The 22,186-nt window shown below is 45.3% G+C and carries 25 protein-coding genes; 19 read left to right on the forward strand and 6 right to left on the reverse strand.

Annotation, left to right across the window (positions count from 1 at the left end; all coding sequences use genetic code 11):
• The first annotated feature begins 3 nt into the window (after nt 1-3).
• From BLL41_RS08625 to yunB, 3 genes are all read left to right on the forward strand, one after another.
• Nucleotides 4-1,392, forward strand: coding sequence for a bifunctional metallophosphatase/5'-nucleotidase (locus BLL41_RS08625; protein ID WP_071577519.1), 1,389 nt, complete (start codon nt 4-6; stop codon nt 1,390-1,392).
• Between the two features lie 64 nt (nt 1,393-1,456).
• A complete protein-coding gene (locus BLL41_RS08630; protein ID WP_015251300.1) occupies nt 1,457-1,762 on the forward strand; it encodes a YunC family protein in 306 nt (101 codons plus the stop codon).
• A 72-nt stretch (nt 1,763-1,834) separates the two neighbouring features.
• The gene (gene yunB / locus BLL41_RS08635; protein ID WP_071577520.1) at nt 1,835-2,602 is read left to right on the forward strand and encodes a sporulation protein YunB; all 768 of its coding nucleotides are present in this window, start codon (nt 1,835-1,837) and stop codon (nt 2,600-2,602) included.
• Nucleotides 2,603-2,629: 27 nt separating this feature from the next.
• Here the strand turns inward: yunB and lytH are convergent, their stop codons facing one another.
• On the reverse strand, nt 2,630-3,610 hold the full coding sequence (gene lytH / locus BLL41_RS08640) for an L-Ala--D-Glu endopeptidase (RefSeq protein ID WP_071577521.1): 981 nt from the start codon (nt 3,608-3,610) through the stop codon (nt 2,630-2,632).
• Nucleotides 3,611-3,845: 235 nt separating this feature from the next.
• On the opposite strand from lytH, the gene lipA reads away from it, so the two are divergent.
• A complete protein-coding gene (lipA, locus tag BLL41_RS08645; RefSeq protein WP_003222888.1) occupies nt 3,846-4,742 on the forward strand; it encodes a lipoyl synthase in 897 nt (298 codons plus the stop codon).
• Between the two features lie 15 nt (nt 4,743-4,757).
• On the opposite strand, the gene BLL41_RS08650 is transcribed toward lipA, so the two are convergent.
• A complete protein-coding gene (locus BLL41_RS08650) occupies nt 4,758-5,390 on the reverse strand; it encodes a YhcN/YlaJ family sporulation lipoprotein (RefSeq protein WP_071577522.1) in 633 nt (210 codons plus the stop codon).
• Nucleotides 5,391-5,503: 113 nt separating this feature from the next.
• Between BLL41_RS08650 and BLL41_RS08655 the strand changes: the two genes are divergently transcribed.
• Genes BLL41_RS08655 through nucF form a run of 3 tightly spaced genes read left to right on the forward strand, consistent with a single transcriptional unit; the run spans nt 5,504 to nt 7,036 of the window.
• Nucleotides 5,504-5,779: a YutD family protein gene (locus BLL41_RS08655; protein WP_003228682.1), complete on the forward strand. Its 276-nt coding sequence runs from the start codon at nt 5,504-5,506 to the stop codon at nt 5,777-5,779.
• Between the two features lie 23 nt (nt 5,780-5,802).
• A complete protein-coding gene (locus BLL41_RS08660) occupies nt 5,803-6,237 on the forward strand; it encodes a DUF86 domain-containing protein (protein ID WP_071577523.1) in 435 nt (144 codons plus the stop codon).
• Between the two features lie 28 nt (nt 6,238-6,265).
• Nucleotides 6,266-7,036: a 5' nucleotidase NucF gene (gene nucF / locus BLL41_RS08665; protein WP_071577524.1), complete on the forward strand. Its 771-nt coding sequence runs from the start codon at nt 6,266-6,268 to the stop codon at nt 7,034-7,036.
• Nucleotides 7,037-7,062: 26 nt separating this feature from the next.
• Here nucF and BLL41_RS08670 read toward each other — a convergent pair whose 3' ends face one another.
• A complete protein-coding gene (locus tag BLL41_RS08670; protein WP_071577525.1) occupies nt 7,063-7,563 on the reverse strand; it encodes a phosphatidylglycerophosphatase A family protein in 501 nt (166 codons plus the stop codon).
• Between the two features lie 152 nt (nt 7,564-7,715).
• Here BLL41_RS08670 and cotNH point away from each other — a divergent pair, with 152 nt between their 5' ends.
• From cotNH to BLL41_RS08695, 5 genes are all read left to right on the forward strand, one after another.
• Entirely contained in the window at nt 7,716-8,735 is a 1,020-nt protein-coding gene (gene cotNH / locus BLL41_RS08675; RefSeq protein ID WP_071577526.1) for a spore coat-associated protein CotNH, read from the forward strand.
• 200 nt (nt 8,736-8,935) lie between these two features.
• On the forward strand, nt 8,936-10,237 hold the full coding sequence (locus tag BLL41_RS08680; RefSeq protein ID WP_014477878.1) for a homoserine dehydrogenase: 1,302 nt from the start codon (nt 8,936-8,938) through the stop codon (nt 10,235-10,237).
• Nucleotides 10,237-11,295 (forward strand): threonine synthase, encoded by a 1,059-nt coding sequence (thrC, locus tag BLL41_RS08685; protein WP_071577576.1) that lies wholly within the window; start codon nt 10,237-10,239, stop codon nt 11,293-11,295. Before BLL41_RS08680 ends, thrC begins: the two co-directional genes overlap by 1 nt.
• Nucleotides 11,292-12,221: a homoserine kinase gene (thrB, locus tag BLL41_RS08690; protein ID WP_071577527.1), complete on the forward strand. Its 930-nt coding sequence runs from the start codon at nt 11,292-11,294 to the stop codon at nt 12,219-12,221. The genes thrC and thrB overlap by 4 nt, the downstream gene beginning before the upstream one ends.
• A 107-nt stretch (nt 12,222-12,328) precedes the next feature.
• On the forward strand, nt 12,329-14,302 hold the full coding sequence (locus BLL41_RS08695) for a S9 family peptidase (protein WP_071577528.1): 1,974 nt from the start codon (nt 12,329-12,331) through the stop codon (nt 14,300-14,302).
• 42 nt (nt 14,303-14,344) lie between these two features.
• On the opposite strand, the gene BLL41_RS08700 is transcribed toward BLL41_RS08695, so the two are convergent.
• Nucleotides 14,345-14,680, reverse strand: a complete 336-nt coding sequence (locus BLL41_RS08700; RefSeq protein ID WP_010886606.1) for a NifU family protein — start codon at nt 14,678-14,680, stop codon at nt 14,345-14,347.
• Nucleotides 14,681-14,777: 97 nt separating this feature from the next.
• Here BLL41_RS08700 and BLL41_RS08705 point away from each other — a divergent pair, with 97 nt between their 5' ends.
• The gene (locus tag BLL41_RS08705; RefSeq protein ID WP_021480530.1) at nt 14,778-15,104 is read left to right on the forward strand and encodes a YuzD family protein; all 327 of its coding nucleotides are present in this window, start codon (nt 14,778-14,780) and stop codon (nt 15,102-15,104) included.
• 223 nt (nt 15,105-15,327) lie between these two features.
• Here BLL41_RS08705 and BLL41_RS08715 read toward each other — a convergent pair whose 3' ends face one another.
• Nucleotides 15,328-16,395: an NAD(P)/FAD-dependent oxidoreductase gene (locus BLL41_RS08715; RefSeq protein ID WP_014665237.1), complete on the reverse strand. Its 1,068-nt coding sequence runs from the start codon at nt 16,393-16,395 to the stop codon at nt 15,328-15,330.
• A gap of 262 nt (nt 16,396-16,657) precedes the next feature.
• Here BLL41_RS08715 and BLL41_RS08720 point away from each other — a divergent pair, with 262 nt between their 5' ends.
• From BLL41_RS08720 to paiB, 6 genes are all read left to right on the forward strand, one after another.
• Nucleotides 16,658-16,894, forward strand: coding sequence for a YuzB family protein (locus BLL41_RS08720; RefSeq protein ID WP_003222913.1), 237 nt, complete (start codon nt 16,658-16,660; stop codon nt 16,892-16,894).
• 135 nt (nt 16,895-17,029) lie between these two features.
• A complete protein-coding gene (locus tag BLL41_RS08725; protein ID WP_071577529.1) occupies nt 17,030-18,244 on the forward strand; it encodes a NupC/NupG family nucleoside CNT transporter in 1,215 nt (404 codons plus the stop codon).
• A gap of 126 nt (nt 18,245-18,370) precedes the next feature.
• Nucleotides 18,371-19,225: a diaminopimelate epimerase gene (dapF, locus tag BLL41_RS08730; RefSeq protein WP_071577530.1), complete on the forward strand. Its 855-nt coding sequence runs from the start codon at nt 18,371-18,373 to the stop codon at nt 19,223-19,225.
• A gap of 78 nt (nt 19,226-19,303) precedes the next feature.
• Entirely contained in the window at nt 19,304-19,666 is a 363-nt protein-coding gene (locus BLL41_RS08735) for a HesB/IscA family protein (RefSeq protein ID WP_071577577.1), read from the forward strand.
• A 291-nt stretch (nt 19,667-19,957) separates the two neighbouring features.
• Nucleotides 19,958-20,476 (forward strand): spermidine/spermine N(1)-acetyltransferase, encoded by a 519-nt coding sequence (gene paiA, locus BLL41_RS08740; RefSeq protein ID WP_071577531.1) that lies wholly within the window; start codon nt 19,958-19,960, stop codon nt 20,474-20,476.
• Nucleotides 20,477-20,499: 23 nt separating this feature from the next.
• Nucleotides 20,500-21,123 (forward strand): protease synthase/sporulation negative transcriptional regulator PaiB, encoded by a 624-nt coding sequence (gene paiB / locus BLL41_RS08745; RefSeq protein WP_071577532.1) that lies wholly within the window; start codon nt 20,500-20,502, stop codon nt 21,121-21,123.
• Between the two features lie 73 nt (nt 21,124-21,196).
• Here the strand turns inward: paiB and guaC are convergent, their stop codons facing one another.
• Nucleotides 21,197-22,177, reverse strand: a complete 981-nt coding sequence (gene guaC, locus BLL41_RS08750) for a GMP reductase (RefSeq protein WP_071577533.1) — start codon at nt 22,175-22,177, stop codon at nt 21,197-21,199.
• Between the last annotated feature and the right edge of the window lie 9 nt (nt 22,178-22,186).

Below are 22,186 nucleotides of genomic sequence, written 5' to 3' on the forward strand. Positions count from 1 at the left end.
ATTATGAAGGAGAAGCTCCGCTTATATCATACAAATGATTTGCACAGCCATTTTGAAAACTGGCCGAAAATTGTAGATTATATCGAGCAGAAAAGAAAAGAGCATCAATCAGACAGCGAAGAGACGCTCGTATTTGATATTGGCGATCATCTTGATCGTTTTCAATTCGTGACAGAGGCGACATTCGGAAAAGCGAATGTCGATCTCTTAAACCGCCTTCACATTGATGGAGCGGCGATCGGAAATAACGAAGGGATTACGCTTCCGCATGAAGAGCTTGCTGCTTTATATGATCATGCTGAATTTCCTGTTATCGTCTCCAACCTGTTTGATAAAAACGGAAACCGTCCGTCCTGGGCGGTGCCTTACCATATCAAATCATTGAAAAACGGTATGTCCATTGCTTTCTTAGGCGTAACTGTGCCGTATTATCCCGTTTATGACAAGCTGGGATGGACAGTAACGGATGCCCTTGAAAGCATAAAGGAAACCATTCAGGAAGTGAAAGGGCAGGCTGATATCATCGTCCTTTTGTCGCATTTAGGCATTCTTGATGATCAGGCAGTGGCTGAAGCGGTACCTGAGATTGATGTCATTCTCGAATCGCACACCCATCATTTGCTTGAAGACGGACAAGTGGTGAACGGGGTATTGCTTGCCAGCGCTGAGAAATACGGGCATTATGTCGGCTGTGTAGAAATCACGGTAGACAGTGTACAGCGAAGCATCATCAGCAAAACAGCGTCTGTGCAGAATATGGCGGAATGGACAGGAGAATCCGCAGAAACAAAAGCGTTTCTCAATGAAAAAGAACGTGAAGCCGAGGCGAAGCTCTCCGATGCTGTTGCGGAGCTTGCACAAGATGCTGAGGTGAAGTGGTTTGAAGAATCAGAGCTGCCTTTGCTTTTGGCGTACGCCTTAAAGGAATGGTGCGAGACGGACATCAGTATGGTCAATTCAGGTGTCATTCTCGGTCCGCTGAAAGCAGGTCCTGTGACAAAGCTGGATCTGCATCGCATCTGTCCGCATCCGATCAACCCTGTGGCTGTCCGCCTGACGGGAGAAGAACTGAAGGAAACCATTGTGCATGCCGCTTCCGAACAAATGGAGCAGCTTCGGATCAAAGGGCTCGGCTTCCGCGGAGAAGTGATGGGGAAAATGGTGTATGCCGGCGTTGAGGTAGAAACGAAACGGCTCGATGACGGGATCTCGCATGTCACCCGCATCACGTTGAACGGGGAAGATATTGAAAAACATAAACAATACTCCGTTGCGGTGCTTGATATGTTTACGCTCGGCAAACTGTTTCCGTTGATTCGCGACGCTGCAGAAAAAGAATATTTCATGCCTGAATTTTTGCGGGATCTGCTTGCTTGGAAGCTTGCGCAATAAGGAAGTCAGCCCACAACAAGCTGTGCCCTTCATCATAAAGTGATGAATGAAGGGAGTGGTTGACGTGGTAAATCTGACACCGATCATGATAGAAGGACAGCCTTTTACAGCTGTGACAGTAAAGCTTCCCAAAACGAATTTTATGGCCGTCGCCAATGATCACGGATACATTATGTGCGGCGCGCTTGATGTGGCGCTGCTGAATGAAAAATTAAAGGAGCGCGGCATCGTGGCGGGGCGGGCAGTTGGTGTCCGCACCATTGACCAGCTGTTAGACGCACCTTTAGAATCCGTCACGTACGCTGCGGAAGATCTTGGCATTCAAGTCGGCATGAGCGGCAGAGAAGCGCTGTTAAAAATGGTGAAATAAAATAAATTGGCCCCGGCTATTACTATGTCCCCTCTTACAAGCATACATTGTGATATGTAAGGGGGGATTTTCTTGCCAAGATATCGCGGCCCTTTTCGCAAGAGAGGACCTTTGCCTTTCCGTTACGTGATGCTCCTGTCAGTTGTCTTTTTTATCCTGTCAACAACGGTCAGCCTTTGGATGATCAATGGCTCGATCAAACCTGTTTTAATGGACATCGGCGAGATGGAAACGAAGCGTATAGCGACAGAGGTGATCCAGGATTCGATTGAGGACTATATGTCTGACAGTGAAAATATGAAAGATATGTTTCAAATGAATTCTGATGAAAACGGAAACTTAACGACAATCGATTTTAATACACAGGTTGTAAACAGTGTAAAAACAAAAGTGACAAAGCAGCTTCAGGCTCATCTGAAAGAGATGGAAACCCATACCGGACACAGCGGCGCCAGTGAAAACATTATGATCAATATTCCGCTGGGACAGGTAACCGGCAATAGCCTTCTTGGAAACCTCGGGCCGAAAATCCCGGTCCGGTTCAATTTAATCGGTGACGCTTTTACAGATGTCAAAACCAAAATCAAGCCTTATGGCATAAATAACGCACTTATTGATATCAGCATCTTTGTCGAAATTAAAGTGAAGGTCATCATTCCATTTGCCAGCAAAACCGCTGTCGTCACAAATAATGTTCCTGTATCGATTAAAGCAGTGCAGGGCGAAGTGCCGCAGTTTTATAACGGAAGCGGCGCCTCGGGTGTCACGCCTTCTGTCCAGCTTCCGAGCAGCAAAGAAGAAGACGGTGCCGATTCAAAAAAAGAAAAAAGCAGCAAATAAGCCGCCTGTCGAAGAGGCGGCTTTTTGTTACTTCTTTTTTTGGTATTCATATCGCTCCCACGCCCTCAAATGCGGGTATGGATCAAATGACCATTCGGTTCTTCCGTTGTCTTTGTACATGCCATAGTGCAGATGCGGCGGGAACTTCCCGGCGGTTCCCGGAGGGCCGTATCCGGAGCTTCCGACTGATCCGATCACTTGGCCGGGCTCAACGATTTGACCGGTTTTAATCCCTTTGGCAAACCCATTGAGGTGGGCAAAATAATGATACGTATTGTTAATGTCCCTGATGCCGATTCTCCATCCTCCGAAGCGGTTCCAGCCCTTCATTTCGACAACGCCGTAACATGTGGATTTGACAGGAAGGCCGTAATGGGCAAAGATATCCGTACCTTCATGGATCCGTCTTCCTCCGAAGCCGCGGGCATCTCCCCACGTGCTTCGATAGCTGTAATCGGTTCTGATCGGAAGCGGGAATGCATGCTCGCCCAGATCAATATGGCCGTAGGCTTTAAACAGCTTCATGAATTCAGATATGATCCCCACTGTCTGATCGCGCCGGTAATAATGCCAAAGCCCGATGCGGATGTTGTCCTCATCTGTGCCGTACGACAGCAAGTATTGGCTGAACGTATACAAAATATCTTCATCGTTGCTGACCTCTGCCTTCCCGTCTCCATCGCCATCCATTCCGATTCCGTCAAACACTTTAATGCTTAACGGCGCATCGTCTTTCGGATTTGGGTTTTCAGGACCGCTCCAGATTTCATCGGGTATATGGATGCTGATGATTCCCGCCTTGTCGGGCAGATCTTTCCGGTTGCTCCTCACATTTTCCTCGTATTGATCAATAGCGGCGAGCGCATACCAAGGGATCTGCGTCACAGCCTCGATTTTATGATATAATTCCATCCGTTTCGACAGCACTGGATCTGAAAGCTTTTTTCCAGACGCAGAAGGCTCAAATGCAAACAAAAGGAGAAGAAGAGCGGATAACAAAACTTTCACAAAATAATCTCCTTTCAAATTGAATACACATAGTTTGCAGCAACCCGGCTTAAAAATGTCAGTAATCATCTTCCCTTGTCGAGAAATTTTTCCTATGTTAAAGTGTCTAAAGAAAAGACTTTCTTTAGTTAGAAAAACATTATTTTTGTTGCAGAAATTAAAACCTGCACCTTTCTCGTTTTCAGAATGTTTCGTGTCAGAAATTGAGTATATTGGATATTGGAGATGATGGGAATTGGCAAAGAAAGACGAACACCTCAGAAAGCCCGAATGGCTCAAAATCAAATTAAATACAAATGAAAACTATACAGGGCTCAAAAAACTCATGCGGGAAAACAACCTGCATACCGTATGCGAAGAAGCAAAATGTCCGAATATTCATGAATGCTGGGCGGTCAGACGTACAGCGACATTTATGATTTTAGGTTCTGTTTGTACAAGAGCATGCCGTTTCTGTGCTGTCAAAACAGGCCTTCCAACTGAGCTTGATCTGCAAGAGCCGGAACGCGTAGCGGATTCAGTCGCGCTTATGAATCTAAAGCACGCGGTCATTACGGCTGTTGCGCGTGACGATCAGAAAGACGGCGGGGCAGGCATTTTCGCGGAAACCGTCCGTGCAATTCGCAGAAAAAGCCCGTTCACAACAATTGAGGTGCTGCCGTCTGATATGGGCGGAAACTACGATAACCTAAAAACCTTGATGGATACACGCCCAGACATCCTGAATCACAATATCGAAACGGTTCGCCGCCTGACGCCAAGAGTCCGCGCGCGTGCGACGTACGATCGTTCATTGGAATTTTTGCGCCGTGCGAAGGAAATGCAGCCTGACATTCCGACGAAATCAAGTATCATGATCGGACTTGGCGAAACCAAAGAAGAGATTATTGAAGTAATGGACGACCTCTTGGCGAACAACGTGGATATTATGGCAATCGGCCAATATCTGCAGCCGACGAAAAAACACTTGAAAGTCCAAAAATATTATCACCCTGATGAATTTGCAGAGTTAAAGGAAATCGCGATGCAAAAAGGCTTCAGCCATTGCGAAGCCGGTCCGCTTGTCCGCTCCTCTTACCATGCGGATGAACAGGTAAACGAAGCATCTAAAAAGCGTCAAGCACAAGCGTAATGCCAAAACGCCAGATCATCTGGCGTTTTTGTCATTCCTATCGAGTTTCATGTCCTGATGTGTTTCTCCGTTGGCATTTTCATCCTCTGAGACGGGGCTTCCTTGCGGGGAGGTTTTCATTTCTTGAATCGTCCCCGACATGATCTCTCTAATATCTCTGGAACCAGAGCCGAGATTGCTGTAATTTTCGATGGACTGCATATGGTTTGGATTATCGGAAATATACACATGATAGTATCGCGGTATGACAGAAGCCGCCGTTTTTTTGACCTGATCGGCGGTCAGCTCGCGGTTTTTAGTATCGGTTTTGTATACGACAAGCGCTTCTCGGTCAGTCACCAATGTCGCAGCATCTTGAATATGGGGGAGCTGAACCGTTAAACTTGTTATCATGTGAGCGGTTTCTTCCCGGTTCATCACCGGCGTTTTCTGCTGTCCGCCGTCAAATTTTTCTTTTTGATAGCGGACATAGCCAAATTGTTCGTTTTCATCATGCCTGTTAAAAGCCTCGTTGCGATCCGACACATGAATGGGTTTGGTTTGATTCTGTGTCTGATAGCGGACATTCTGGGCATGATCCAATCCTGCGCCTCCGCATCCGGATAAAAGCCCGGTCAGCAGGCAGAGGCTGATGGCAGTTCGTTTCATTTATCAATCCCTCCTCATGTGTAGGGTAGCCAAATCGCATGATTTATTCTTTAGCAATTGATGGGGACGGGGCAATGAATTATGATAGGAATGAGTGAAAAAGAGGTGAAATCATGATTCTTATTCAAAATGCCGAATTTGAATTGGTGCACAATTTCAAAGACGGCTTCAACGAAGAGGCTTTTAAAGCTCGCTACTCAGATATATTAAATAAATACGATTATATTGTGGGAGACTGGGGATACGGTCAGCTTAGGCTCAAGGGCTTCTTTGACGACCAGAATCAAAAGGCAACCTTCGAAACGAAAATCAGCACATTAGATGAATATATTTACGAATACTGCAATTTCGGCTGTGCGTATTTTGTCTTGAAACGGATCAGAAAATAAATATACACAAAGGGGATGCTGTCATGTATTTTGTTGACAGAAACAAAATAGAGAAAACACTGGGGTTCTTCGAGCACCAGCTGGCGCTATTTAACTCACAAACAGACTGGCAGTCTGAAATCGGGGCACTGGCGCTTCAGCGTATAGGCCATCTGTTGATCGAATGCATTCTTGATACAGGCAATGATATGATTGATGGTTTTATTATGCGGGACCCGGGCAGCTATGATGACATTATGGATATACTTGTTGATGAAAAAGTTGTCACTGAAAAAGAGGGAACTGAGCTCAAGAAATTGATCGCCTACCGCAAAACATTGGTTCAACAGTACCTGCTCGCTGACAGCGACGAGCTTTACAGTCTGATCAAGGCGCATCAAACAGCTCTTCAAGACTTCCCGAAACGGATCAGAAGCTATTTGGAAACAGAGCTAGGACCTGTTTCCGCGTTTAAATAACAACTGGAAAGCCACAGGAGTGTAGATAATGAAAACATATAAAGGGTATTTAATTGATTTAGACGGAACGATGTACAATGGCACGGAAAAAATCGAGGAAGCGTGTGAATTTGTCAGAACACTGAAAGATCGCGGCGTTCCTTATCTTTTCGTGACAAACAACTCTTCTCGCACACCGAAGCAAGTGGCGGACAAGCTCATGTCTTTTGATATTCCGGCAACAGAAGAGCAGGTCTTCACGACAAGTATGGCTACTGCCCAGCATATTGCCCAGCAGAAAAAAGACGCTTCTGTATATGTGATTGGGGAGGAGGGAATCCGCCAGGCGATTGAGGAAAACGGCCTGACATTTGGCGGAGAAAACGCGGACTTTGTCGTTGTTGGTATCGACCGTTCCATTACATACGAAAAATTTGCTGTCGGCTGCCTGGCAATCAGAAATGGCGCCCGCTTTATTTCCACTAACGGAGATATTGCGATTCCGACTGAAAGAGGGCTTCTGCCTGGAAACGGCTCACTGACATCTGTGTTAACTGTATCTACAGGTGTACAGCCTGTATTTATCGGCAAGCCGGAATCAATCATTATGGAGCAGGCGATGCGCGTTCTCGGCACAGATGTGTCTGAAACACTCATGGTCGGCGACAACTACGCGACTGATATTATGGCCGGCATTAACGCGGGTATGGATACGCTGCTCGTTCACACGGGTGTAACGAAAAGAGAGCATATGACAGACGAGATGGAAAAACCGACTTACGCCATTGACTCTCTCACCGAATGGATTCCATACATTTGAAAAAAGGGCGCCCCAAAAGGGTGCCCTTATTCTGTGTGCCGCGCGCGGTGTGCGAGCCTGCTTGAGGCCGCGGCGGAAATCGCGCCGACGATGTCATCCAGAAAGGTATGGCATTCGCCGGTTGATTTATCATTTAATCGTTTAAGGATTCCGGGTTTTTCTTTGTCGATGTAACCGTAGTTCGTAAACCCGATCGATCCGTAAATGTTTACAATGGAAAATGCCAGAACTTCATCTACTCCATATAGGCTTTCATCTATTTCCAGCATCGTTTGCAGCGGTTCAGACAGTTTTTTCTGCTCAGCAAGAACATCCAATTCAATGCCCGTTAAAATCGCATTTTGCACCTCGCGTTTTGCGAGAACACGATTGACGTTCAGCGTGCATTCATCAATGGTCAAATCCGGATGATATTTTTTCTGCAGAAAAAAGACAAGCTCAGCAATGTCTGATACCTCAACGCCGCGCTCCTTCATCCGTGCTCTTGCTTTAGCTTCCATCTGACTGATTTGTTCGTTTTCTGACATCAGCTTCACCCAATCTTTTTTACTAGTTTATACAAAATGTTTGAGAAGTTTACGACTTTTTCTTGCGCCTTGTTCGGATTAAAATATGTATTCATAATTCCGGCTGTGTATGACTACGATGTGAGGAGCCCTAATTCAACAGGCAGGTGATCATGGTGAAAGGTACAATAAAAGAAAAATACGGCATTCACATCAGGCAGCTCTCCATGTACCAGCACACATATCAATGCTTTCAGACGCCTAATTCATTCTTTCTGATTATCCCCGTTTCCCAATTCTCAGATACAGAGCTGGCGGAGCTTTATTACATGAGTCAGTATTTACAAGAACAAAGTGACCCATACGTTTCGGTTTTTATCTTTACAAAAGAAGGCGAGCTGACATTTGAACATGAAGGAAAAACGTACGCTCTGCTGAAGGCGGCCCCCCCTTATTCAAACAGGGCGTTCTCCATTGGAGCGGAGCTGGCGGAATTTCACCGAAAAGGCCGAGGGTATCCGTATGAGGTGAAGGCAGCCGGAAGAATCGGCCAGTGGAAGGATCTGTGGGGAAAACGCATTGATCAGCTGGAGGCGTTTTGGCAGCGAAAGGTTCATAGCCCTCCTCACGAGCCATTCGATAAAAAAATGATCGAGTCATTTCCATATTATTTAGGACTGTCAGAAAACGCGATCCAATATTTAGTGGACACTGAGCTGGATGACAAGCCCCAAGCCGCTGATTCAGGAACGATATGCCATCAGCGGATGGAAAGGCATACATGGTCACCCGAATCACTGATCAGAATTCCGGCGGATTGGGTGTTTGACCACGCTTCCCGTGATATGGCTGAATATATGAGGCATACGTTTTTGCATCACAGACAAGATTTTCAACAGCAGGGGTTTCTCTTTTTGCAGGAATACGAGCAAGTCACACCGCTGTCTTCGTTTTCGAAACGCCTTTTATACAGCCGTCTGCTTTTTCCGCTTCATTATTTTGAAATCGTGGAAAGCTATTACATGTCTTCAGAATCAGAAAGGCATTATTTTGAAGAACAGCTTGACTTTATTCTTAATGACTGTAGACGTTATGAACAATTTCTCAATACAGCGCAGGAATTCATGAATATGCGGGCGCAGAAGCTGTTTGTTCCCCGCGTCAGCTGGCTCGGCAAAGGCAGCTCAGAGTAAGGAGAAAATCTGACAAAAATAATTAGAAAATAAAGAATCTTGTCATATCAACATGTTAAGCGTTTACATTCGCAAAATTCAGCCTAATGCTGTCTTGTCAAAACAGGAGCGGGCTTATATAATGTTTGTAACTTATATGTCTGTGTTGGGTTAACAATTGTCTTTTTCAAGAGGACAATCAAAAGAAAGGTGGAGTTTTTTTGAAAGCAATTCGTGTAGGGCTTTTAGGTTTAGGTACCGTCGGAAGCGGTGTCGTTAAAATTATTCAAGATCATCAGGATAAGCTTATGCATCAGGTCGGCTGTCCGGTTACGATAAAAAAAGTGCTTGTAAAAGATATTGAGAAAAAGAGAGAAGTAGATTTGCCGAAGGAAGTGCTTACGACAGAAGTATATGATGTCATTGATGATCCAGATGTTGATGTCGTCATCGAGGTGATCGGCGGAGTTGAGCAGACAAAACAATATTTGGTCGACGCGCTGAGATCGAAAAAGCATGTTGTCACAGCAAACAAGGACTTAATGGCGGTGTACGGCTCCGAGCTGCTTGCGGAAGCGAAGGAAAATGGGTGCGATATCTACTTTGAAGCCAGTGTTGCCGGCGGGATTCCGATTCTGCGCACATTAGAGGAAGGCCTCTCATCAGACCGAATTACAAAAATGATGGGAATTGTGAACGGCACAACAAACTTTATCTTAACAAAAATGATCAAAGAAAAAAGCCCTTACGAGGAAGTGCTCAAGGAAGCGCAAGATCTTGGTTTTGCCGAAGCTGATCCGACTTCAGACGTGGAAGGGCTTGACGCCGCACGGAAAATGGCGATATTGGCGCGCCTCGGCTTCTCGATGAACGTGGATCTGGAAGACGTTAAGGTAAAGGGGATCTCCCAGATTACAGACGAGGACATCAGCTTTAGCAAACGTCTTGGCTATACAATGAAGCTGATCGGGATTGCCCAGCGTGACGGCAGCAAAATCGAAGTCAGCGTACAGCCGACACTGCTTCCTGACCACCATCCGCTTTCTGCTGTTCATAATGAGTTTAACGCCGTTTATGTATACGGCGAGGCTGTCGGTGAGACGATGTTCTACGGGCCGGGAGCCGGAAGCATGCCGACAGCGACATCCGTTGTTTCTGACCTTGTCGCTGTCATGAAAAATATGCGCCTCGGTGTAACCGGCAACAGCTTTGTCGGGCCGCAATATGAGAAAAACATGAAATCGCCGTCTGACATTTATGCACAGCAGTTTTTAAGAATTCATGTAAAAGATGAGGTTGGTTCATTCTCGAAAATTACGTCTGTGTTCTCAGAACGGGGCGTGAGCTTTGAAAAAATCCTTCAGCTGCCAATTAAAGGCCATGATGAGTTAGCAGAAATCGTAATTGTCACACATCATACATCAGAAGCTGATTTTAGCGATATCCTGCAAAACCTAAATGATTTGGAAGTCGTTCAAGAAGTCAAAAGCACATATCGTGTAGAAGGGAACGGTTGGAGCTAATGTGGAAAGGACTTATCCATCAATATAAAGAATTTTTACCTGTAACAGATCAAACACCGACGCTTACTTTACATGAAGGAAACACGCCTCTTATTCACCTGCCGAAGCTGTCTGAGCAGCTCGGAATTGAGCTTCATGTCAAAACGGAGGGCGTCAATCCTACGGGATCATTTAAAGATCGCGGAATGGTTATGGCTGTGGCGAAGGCAAAAGAAGAAGGCAATGACACGATTATGTGCGCGTCAACAGGTAACACTTCCGCTGCTGCGGCAGCATATGCAGCCCGCGCTAACATGAAATGCATCGTCATCATCCCGAACGGAAAAATTGCGTTTGGAAAACTCGCTCAAGCAGTCATGTACGGAGCCGAGATTATCGCAATTGACGGAAACTTTGACGACGCGCTTAAAATTGTCCGTTCCATCTGTGAGAAATCACCGATTGCCCTTGTCAACTCAGTCAACCCTTACCGCATTGAAGGCCAAAAAACTGCTGCCTTCGAAGTGTGCGAACAGCTGGGGGAAGCGCCGGATTTGTTAGCTATCCCAGTTGGAAACGCGGGAAATATCACTGCGTACTGGAAGGGCTTCAAGGAATATCATGAGAAAAAAGGCACAGGCCTTCCAAAAATGCGCGGCTTTGAAGCGGAGGGCGCTGCGGCAATCGTGCGCAATGAAGTGATTAAAAATCCGGAAACAATAGCGACGGCCATTCGGATTGGAAACCCGGCAAGCTGGGACAAAGCGGTAAAGGCAGCCGAGGAATCCAATGGGAAAATTGACGAAGTCACTGATGGTGAAATCCTTCACGCCTACCAGCTGATTGCCCGTGAAGAAGGCGTGTTTGCAGAACCAGGTTCTTGCGCGTCTATCGCAGGAGTACTGAAACAGGTGAAATCCGGAGACATTCCGAAAGGCAGCAAGGTTGTCGCTGTTTTAACAGGAAACGGACTGAAAGACCCGAACACAGCTGTCGACATTTCAGAAATCAAGCCCGTCACATTGCCGACTGATGAAGAAAGCATCCTTGAATATATAAAAGGAGCGGCCCGTGTATGAACGAAGCCGACATGCTGTTCTCTGTCACTGTTCCCGGAAGTACGGCTAACCTAGGCCCCGGCTTTGATTCAGTCGGAATGGCGCTCAGCAGATATTTGAAGCTGACCGTCTTTGAAAGCGACAAATGGTCATTTGAAGCTGAAACAGAAACAGTCGCCGGAATTCCGGCGGGTACAGATAACCTGATCTATCAAGTGGCTAAACGGACCGCAGATTTGTATGGAAAAGAAATGCCCCCAGTCCATGTGAAGGTGTGGAGCGACATCCCTCTTGCACGCGGTCTTGGCAGCAGCGCTGCGGCGATTGTAGCGGCCATTGAACTGGCTGATGAATTATGCGGCCTAAAGCTGTCTGAAGCGGACAAGCTGCATGTAGCCAGTCTAGAAGAAGGACACCCGGACAATGCTGGCGCGTCTCTCGTTGGCGGACTTGTGATCGGCCTGCATGAGGATGACGAGACCCAAATGATCCGCGTCCCGGATGCTGACATTGACGTTGTCGTTGTCATTCCTTTTTACGAAGTGCTGACAAGAGACGCAAGAGACGTGCTTCCGAAGGAGTTTCCATATGCCGACGCCGTAAAAGCAAGTGCTGTCAGCAATATACTCATTGCTGCGATCATGTCCAAGGATTGGCCGCTCGTCGGGAAAATGATGAAAAAGGATATATTCCATCAGCCGTACCGGGCGATGCTAGTTCCTGAGCTGTCTAAAGTGGAACACGTCGCCGAGATGAAGGGTGCATATGGAACGGCGCTCAGCGGGGCAGGCCCGACGATTCTCGTCATGACCGAAAAAGGAAAGGGAGAAGAGCTGAAGGAACAGCTTGCGCTTCATTTTCCTCATTGTGAAGTTGACGCTTTGACGGTTCCGAAAGAGGGAAGTATAATAGAACGAAATCCTTTATATCAAGTAAAAAGTGTATAGATCATGCCAAGCGTCTCTCAGCGTAGCTGAGGGCGCTTTTTTTGCTGGAGATAAAGGAGTTTTTATTTAGGAAAACGAAATACATGTAAAAAGGAGGAGATATGAATATGAAAAAGCTGATAACCGCAGAAGACATTACAGAGATTGTCTCTGTGACCGATCCTCAATACGCCCCAGACGGCACCCGTGCCGCATTTGTGAAGTCACAAGTAAACCAAGAGAAAGATTCGTATACATCAAATATATGGATCTATGAAACGAAAACAGGCGGGTCTGTTCCTTGGACACATGGAGACAAGCGAAGCACCGACCCAAGATGGTCTCCGGACGGGCGCACGCTTGCTTTTATTTCTGATCGTGAAGGGGATGCAGCACAGCTGTATATCATGAGCACTGAAGGTGGAGAAGCAAGAAAACTGACTGATATCCCATATGGCGTGTCAAAGCCGCTATGGTCCCCGGACGGTGAATCGATTCTTGTCACTGTCAATTTGGGAGATGGAGAAAGTGTTAATGATCAAGAAAAAATGGAGCAGGACAGCTATGAACCAGTTGAAGTTCATGGTCTTTCCTATAAACGGGACGGCAAATGGCTGACGAGAGGTGCGTATGCCCAGCTTGTGCTTGTTAGCGTTAAGTCTGGCGAGATGAAGGAGCTGACAAATCACAAAGCCGATCATGGCGATCCTGCTTTTTCTCCTGACGGCAAATGGATTGTTTTCTCAGCTAATTTAACTGAAACGGATGATGCCAGCAAGCCGCATGATGTTTACATGATGTCACTGGATTCTGGAGATCTTAAGCAGGTTACACCTCATCGTGGCTCATTCGGATCTAGTTCATTTTCACCAGACGGAAGGTATCTTGCTTTGCTTGGAAATGAAAAGGAATATAAGAATGCAACGCTCTCAAAGGCGTGGCTCTATGATATCGAACAAGGCCGCCTAACATGTCTGACTGAGATGCTGGACGTTCATTTAGCGGACGCGCTGATTGGAGATTCATTGATCGGAGGTGCCGAACAGCGCCCGATTTGGACGAAAGACTGCCAAGGGTTTTATGTTATCGGCACAGATCAAGGAAGCACGGGAATCTATTATATTTCGATTGAAGGCCTTGTGTATCCGATTCGTCTGGAAAAGGAGTACATCAATAGCTTTTCTCTTTCACCTGATGAACAGCACTTTATGGCCAGTGTGACAAAGCCGGACAGACCAAGTGAGCTTTACAGTATCCCACTTGGACAGGAAGAAAAACAGCTGACTGGCGTGAATGACAAGTTTGTCAGTGAGCATGCGATTTCAATACCTGAAGAGATTCAATATGTCACAGAAGACGGCGCGACGGTGAACGGCTGGCTGATGAAGCCTGCACAAATGGAAGGTGAAACAACATATCCACTTATTCTCAACATACACGGCGGTCCGCACATGATGTACGGGCATACATATTTTCATGAATTTCAAGTGCTGGCGGCGAAAGGGTACGCAGTGGTGTATGTCAATCCGAGAGGAAGCCATGGCTACGGACAGGAATTTGTGAATGCAGTCAGAGGAGATTATGGGGGAAAGGATTATGACGATGTGATGCAGGCTGTGGATGAGGCTATCAAACGAGATCCGCATATTGATCCTAAGCGGCTCGGCGTCACGGGCGGAAGCTACGGAGGTTTTATGACCAACTGGATCATCGGGCAGACGAACCGCTTTAAAGCTGCCGTCACCCAGCGATCGATATCAAATTGGATCAGCTTTCACGGTGTCAGTGATATCGGCTATTTCTTTACAGACTGGCAGCTTGAGCATGACTTGTTTGAGGACACAGAAAAGCTCTGGGACCGGTCTCCTTTAAAATACGCAGCAAACGTTGAGACACCGCTTTTAATTCTGCATGGCGAGCGGGATGACCGATGCCCGATCGAGCAGGCGGAGCAGCTGTTTATCGCTCTGAAAAAAATGGGCAAGGAAACGATGCTTGTCCGTTTTCCAAAAGCTTCGCACAATTTGTCACGCACCGGACACCCAAGACAGCGGATCAAGCGCCTGAATTATATCAGCTCATGGTTTGACCAATATCTCTAATAAAAAAAGCCAGGCTGATTAAATATCAGCCTGGCTGCTTTATTAAAAGACTTGTTCTACTTCAACGACACCCGGCACTTCTTCTAGAAGAGCGCGCTCAATTCCGGCTTTCAGCGTAATTGTTGAACTTGGGCAGCTGCCGCATGCGCCTAGAAGACGAAGCTTAACGATACCTTCATCTACGTCTACAAGCTCACAGTCACCGCCGTCACGAAGTAAAAACGGACGAAGTTTGTCCAGTACTTCCTGCACCTGTTCTTTCATTTCAACTTCAGTCATGACATTCGCTCCTTTCGTCGTCATAAAACCATTATATTCAGTGTAACAATAAAAATCTATTGTTTGGTTTGCAAAGTTGCTTTCCCTATTATAGCACATTCAGACTTCAACACAAAAATGGTTTTTTCTATAAAAACGTCCTTTGGCTCTGTATACTTAAAGAAAGGACTTACCTAGGAGAAGGGGGCGTTTACAAGTGATGAAACCAGTCATGCTCAGCGTGTACGGGGCAGAAACCGTTTGTGCGAGCTGTGTCAATATGCCGACAGCCAAGGATACATACGAGTGGCTTGAGGCTGCGCTGAAAAGAAAATATCCGAATCAGCCTTTTGAGATGCAATATATCGATATTCATGAGCCGCCTGACAATGAACATGCGAAAGAGCTTGCGGAAAAAATCAGAAATGACGAGTATTTTTATCCGCTTGTGCTCGTAGAAGACAAAATTGTCGGTGAAGGCAATCCAAAATTAAAAGACGTTTATGAGGAAATGGAGAAGCATGGGTATACAGAAAACCGCTGACTTGATCAGCGGTTCCAGCGTGTGGACAAACCCTCGCATTCGTTGTCAAGCCTGTGCGTTGGTGCTCACGAATTAAAACATTCGCTCCGCTCCAATGCTCGCCTTTCCTAGACTTCAAGGGTTTTCAAACACGCTGAAAAGATGAAAACGGCTAAAACTAAAACCGTTTTAGCCGTTTGTAATCATTTAAACCGCTGACTTGATCAGCGGTTCTTCTCTATCATTAACCGTTATGGTGTTTGTACATCCACAGCAAGCCGGATTTCAGCATACGTGGAACACGGCCGATCAGCGGACGGTCAGCAACAAGCCCGAAACCGGCTTTTTTTCCAAGTGAACCGAGGACGCCTTTCAGCTTAAACTGCGGCATTGATTCAGGCAGGGCTTCTCCATTCCAGCGTTTTTGCAAGATTTGGACAATCTGCTCTGCTTGAGCCTCTGCCAGCTGGGCGCTCGGTGCATGAGGAAGGCTGGCGCAATCACCGACAACGTACAGATGTTCATCACCAGGAAGATTGTGATGAGGCGTTAATACAATACGCCCTTGTGCGTCCTTCTCCACATCTAAGTCTCTGACGACTTTGTTTGGCTGTATTCCGGCAGTCCACACGATGGCGTCTGCAGAAATCGGATCATCGTGGTTATACACAACGCCTTCTTCTACTTTTGTGATATTTGCCCTGTTAATGATGCGGACACCGTGCTCTTCGAACCATTTTTGCACATATTTGCTCAAACGCTCGGGAAAGCTTGATAAAATGAGATTGCCGCGGTCGAACAAAATAATGTTCAGGTCATCACGGCTTTCTCTCAATTCACTTGCAAGCTCAACGCCGCTTAAGCCCGCTCCGACAATGGCGACGGTGGCATTAGCGCTCAGGTTATTCAGCTTTTGGTAGGTTTCGCGGGACTGATCGATGGTTTGAATGCTGTAGGTGAATTCAGGCGCTCCCGGCACGTTGTGATATTTATCCTCACAGCCGAGCCCGATGACGGCGTCATCGTAAGAAATCGGTTCACGATCTTGGAACAGCACTTGTTTTTGTGCAATATCAATTGATGTGATATCACCGTATTGGACATCCAGGCGAGGGTGCTCTGGGAATGACACTCTGATATGATGGTCAGAAATTGTGCCTGCAGCAAGGGCATAATATTCTGTTTTCAAGCAGTGATAAGGATTTCTGTCAATTAACGTGATTGAAACATCATCAGGCAGCTGGTTTGGCAATAAGCGATGAAGAACACGCATGTTCCCGTAACCTCCGCCGATCAAGACCAATTTTTTCATTTGAATTCCCCTTTAATCCGAAGAGTATGATAGACACATTGAAGAAAATACGAACTATGTAAAATAACATCTAGAATTATATCGAATTTGATCTAAAATCACAATAATAGTTTCAAAATAACCTACAATTTAGCCTGAAAGTGCAAATTAGTAAAACGTTTTACAAGGAATGATATGTTACGATAATAAATTTTGAACAGTCCGTTGTCTTTGACGAATCGTTAAAAATTCGCGATAATGGATGTATGTGAGGTGAAACCGCATGAATCCAATGATTGAATTTTGTGTCAGCAATCTGGCTCACGGCTCTCAGGAAGCCCGGGCGATTTTGGAGAAGGATCCCAACCTGGATGTCCTTGAATACGGCTGCTTAAGCTACTGCGGGACATGTATGGAATCGCTTTTCGCTCTGGTAAACGGAGAAGTCGTCATGGGTGAAACGCCTGCTGAGCTTGTTGAGAATATATATACCTTTATTGAAGAAAATCCAATGTTTTAAAGAAAAGGGCCTGGACAGGCCCTTTTTTATTTTGTCGTACAAAAGAACTAAAAAAATGTGTAGACATCAAAAAATATTATTGTTATCGTATAAAAGATATTTTTTAAATAAAATTTAAGAGGTGTACGAGTACTCATGAATGTTCTGTGGGGACTGCTGGGCGCAGTTGCGATCATTGCTATCGCGTTTTTATTTTCAGAAAAGAAAAGCAATATTAAGATAAGAACCGTCATCGTGGGTTTATGCACACAGGTGGTGTTTGGATACATCGTGTTGAAATGGGAAGCGGGACGCGCTGTTTTTTTATGGTTTTCAAGCCGTGTACAGCTTCTGATTGACTATGCGAATGAAGGAATCAGTTTTATTTTTGGACCGCTTTTAAAGGTCGGCGACAGTCCGGCATTTGCATTAAGTGTACTGCCCGTTATCATTTTCTTCTCAGCACTGATTGCAGTTTTATATCATTTGAAAATCATGCAGCTCGTTTTCCGTGTCATTGGCGGAGGATTGTCGAAGCTCCTTGGAACAAGCAAAACGGAATCTCTGGCGGCGGCTGCCAATATTTTTGTAGGACAATCAGAATCTCCATTAGTGATCAAACCCCTGATTGCCGGGCTGACGCGCTCTGAGTTGTTTACGATTATGACGAGCGGTCTATCGGCTGTTGCGGGATCCACCTTGTTTGGGTACGCGCTTCTCGGTATTCCGATTGAATACTTGCTGGCGGCCAGCTTTATGGCTGCTCCAGCTGGACTTGTCTTTGGTAAATTGATTATACCCGAAACAGAAAAAACGCAAACCGTAAAAAGCGATTTCAAAATGGATGAAGGCGAAGGCGCAGCCAATGTCATTGACGCAGCTGCAAAGGGAGCGTCAACAGGACTGCAAATTGCGTTAAACGTTGGGGCGATGCTGCTTGCGTTTGTTGCGTTAATCGCCGTAGTAAACGGTATTCTGGGCGGGGCTTTCGGCTTGTTCGGCTTAAAAGGCGTTACATTAGAATCCATTCTCGGCTATGTGTTTTCTCCTATCGCCTTTTTGATTGGCGTGCCTTGGCATGAAGCATTGCAGGCGGGAAGCTATATCGGCCAGAAATTGGTGCTGAATGAGTTTGTCGCTTATTCTAACTTCGGTCCGCACATCGGCGAGTTTTCTAAGAAAACTGCTACCATTATCAGTTTCGCGTTATGCGGATTCGCCAATTTTTCATCAATTGCGATTATGCTTGGTACGCTTGGCGGATTAGCGCCCAGCCGCCGTTCAGATATCGCACGTCTCGGCCTGAAGGCTGTTCTTGCAGGAACATTAGCCAATCTGCTCAGCGCGGCTATTGCCGGCATGTTTATATAAACAATAAAAGCTCCTTGCGTCAGTGCATGCAAGGAGCTTTTATGTATGAAAAACGGGGGATAATTGTATTGTGTCCGCTTATAATAGCTTTTATACTAAGAAAAAGAAAAAAAGTTGGAGGCACCTATGAACTCATTTCGATTTACCAAAATGCACGGCTTGGGTAACAATTATATTTATGTGAATCAATTTGAAGAACAGCTTCCAGAAGAAAAACTGTCAGAGATTGCAATTCAGGTTTCTTCTGTTTATACAGGGATCGGTTCTGACGGAATGATCCTGATATGCCCATCAGACCAAGCGCCTGTTAAAATGCGGATTTTTAATAATGACGGGTCTGAAGGGAAAAACTGCGGCAACGGCCTGCGCTGCGTCGCAAAATACGCATATGAGCATAAGCTGGTTGAGGAAACATCTTTTCTGATTGAAACCCTCTCCGGGCTTGTGAAAGCGGAGGTTCAAGTTGAAAATGGAGAAGTGAATGTGGTCACTGTCGATATGGGCGAACCGCGCTTATTAAAATCCGAGCTCCCGATGCTTGACGGCGGGGAAGAACACACAATCAATGAAACCATGGCATTTGGTGAAGTTGAGCTAACAGGCACTGCCATTTCAATGGGAAATCCGCATATCGTTTTTCCGATCGCTGACATTGAACAGGCACCCTTAACGACACTGGGGCCGGTGATTGAGAAAGATCCGAGATTTCCGGAAGGCATCAATGTGGAATTCGTTGAAACCGTGAATGAACAAGAATTGCATTTCCGCGTCTGGGAACGGGGATCAGGGATTACTCAGGCATGCGGGACAGGGGCATGTGCAGCGGCAGTCGCATCTGTGTTGAACGGCGTATCAAAACGAAATCAAGACATCACGGTGCATTTAGCAGGCGGTGATTTAGTAATTAACTGGAAAGATAACGGCCATGTGATGATGACAGGGCCGGCCGAAACCGTTTGTGAGGGTGTCTATTTCTTGTAAAACACCTTGTTTGAGAATTGGGACGATCATGTTTATAATAAAAGACAGCAACCGGTTTTTAAAAGGAGGTTCACAATGATGAGCAACCCGGTAACAATTACAGAAGCAGCAGCTTTGCATATAAAAGATATGATGAAAGAGCATGAAGAAGAAAACGCGTTTCTGCGCGTAGGCGTCAAAGGCGGCGGCTGCAGCGGACTTTCTTACGGAATGGGCTTTGAGCATGAAAAGGGTGATTCAGACAGTGTGTTTGATCAGCACGGCATTACTGTTCTAGTTGACAAAGAAAGTCTCGACATCATGAACGACACCGTGATTGATTATAAGCAATCCATGCTCGGCGGCGGCTTCACCATCGACAATCCAAACGCCATCGCTTCATGCGGCTGCGGTTCTTCCTTTAGAACAGCAACGAATGCAGGCAAGCCTGAAGAGTGCTAAGCACTAAAAATGGATAGCAACTATTACTGACGCTTTTCTTAGCGATAAATCATCGTTAAGGGAGGCGTTTTTATTATGCTCTTCATTCTAAAAATGAAGCAGAGTTCCGACCTCTTACTTATGTGTTTTGTTGTAAATACAGCAAAGTTAAGGTATATTTAATACAGGGTATTTTATTGCAATTGCAACAAAAACAATATTAAGGAGTTGATGATGGAGAAGATTTTTGGTGGAATGGTAACAAGGTCAGTATCTGTTCCGTGATTTTATATAAAGGAGCTAAATCCGAACATGAGTGTAAACATTAAAAAATGCAGACGAGAAGATTTACAAGTACTCCAACAATTGAGTATTGAAACATTCAATGACACTTTTAAAGATCAGAATTCACCTGAAAATATGAAAGCCTATTTAGAAAGGGCATTTAACATGAAGCAGTTGGAAAAGGAATTATCCAATACGTCTTCGGAATTCTTTTTTGTTTACTTTGATCATGAAGTCGCTGGATATGTAAAGGTCAATATCGATGATGCTCAGTCTGAAGAAATGGGTGCTGAATCACTTGAAATCGAGAGAATTTATATAAAGAACAACTTTCAAAAGCATGGGCTTGGCAGACATCTGCTGAATAAAGCGATAGAAATTGCGCTGGAACGTAATAAAAAGAACATTTGGCTAGGTGTGTGGGAAAAAAATGAAAATGCCATTGCCTTTTATAAGAAAATGGGGTTTGTTCAGACCGGCGCCCACTCTTTTTATATGGGTGATGAAGAGCAAACGGATTTAATCATGGCTAAAACACTCATATAACATTTTTCGAAGGGTGGATGTTGATGTATATTCCAAAATATTTTAAGGTCACAAATGCTGAAGACATTTGGAATTTTGTACAAGAAAACGCCTTTGGTACGATTGTCACAACAGAACAAGGAAAACCAATTGCCACACATTTGCCGTTAGGATTCAATAAAAAAGATGATCATTACTATATTACGGGACATTTAGCTTATGGAAATCCTCAGTGGAGAACGTTTGAAGCCTGTGAAGATGTGCTTGTCATGTTTCAGGGACCGCACGCTTATATTTCATCTTCCTGGTATTCGCGCGAAAATGTTCCGACGTGGAATTATCAGGCTGTCCACATGTATGGAAAAGCAAGTATGTTAGAGAAAGAAGAATTAGCAGAAGAATTAACAATCATGCTGGAGAAATACGAAAAACATCGTGATAATCCTGTGTTATGGGATAAGCTTTCTCCAAAACTCTTAGAACGTGAATTGAAAGGTATTGTAGGATTCAAAATTAAGGTGGAAGACATTCAAGCGGCATATAAATTAAGCCAGAATCGAAATGAAACGGATTATATGAACATCATTGAACAGTTGCAAAAAGAAGAAAATCCAAATGCAAAACAAATGGCAGAACTGATGGAAAATAAATTCAAAAAGCAAATATAGGCTTACTTTGCTGAAGTAGTAGCTGAAAACGCCAACTCAAGCGGAGAACCGCTGACTTGGCGTTTTTTTATGATTAATATTTATCCCCATTAAAAATGGAATTCTTCACAATCACATAATCCACATTGCGGATGGCGTCAAGCTTTGTTCCGCCTGCATAAGAAATAGAAGATTGAAGATCCTGCTCCATTTCAATCAGTGTATCCTTGATTGAGCCTTTATGCGCCACGTGCATTTTTTTGCCTTCGACATTTTTCTTTTCGCCTTTTTGGAATTCAGAGGCTGAGCCGAAGTACTCTTTGTAAAGCTTTCCGTCTTTTTCGATCGTTTGGCCTGGCGATTCTTCGTGTCCGGCAAATAGTGAACCGATCATGACCATCGTTGCGCCGAATCGGATTGATTTTGCGATGTCGCCATGGGTGCGGATGCCGCCATCAGCGATAATCGGTTTGCTGGCAGCCTTGGCACACCAGCGCAGCGCCGCTAATTGCCAGCCGCCTGTGCCGAAGCCGGTTTTGATTTTCGTAATACATACTTTTCCCGGTCCGATGCCGACTTTAGTGGCATCCGCTCCCGCATTTTCAAGCTCTCTGACTGCTTCCGGCGTTCCGACGTTGCCAGCAATCACAAAGCTGTCTGGCAAATGGTTTTTAAGGTGCTGGATCATTTCAATGACAGCATTTGAGTGACCGTGAGCAATGTCAATTGTCACGTATTCAGGAGATAAATTTTCTTCTGCCAGCTGGCGGACAAATTCATACTCCTCCTCTTTAACGCCCACGCTGATAGAAGAGAATAAACCGCGTGCGTTCATATCTTTAATAAAATCAATTCGTGTCTCAGGCTCAAATCGGTGCATGACATAAAAGTAGCCATTTTCGGCTAGTTGAATCGCCAGCTTTTCATCTATAATCGTCTGCATATTGGCAGGGACGACGGGTAATTTAAATGTACGTCCGCCTAAACGTACGGATGTATCACATTCTGAACGGCTATTTACAATGCATTTTGCAGGAATTAGCTGAATATCTTCGTAATCAAATACGTTTTCCATGGTTTTCAC

Origin of the sequence: Bacillus sp. FMQ74 (assembly GCF_001875785.1) — a bacterium.
Taxonomy (GTDB): Bacteria; Bacillota; Bacilli; order Bacillales; family Bacillaceae; genus Bacillus; species Bacillus stercoris.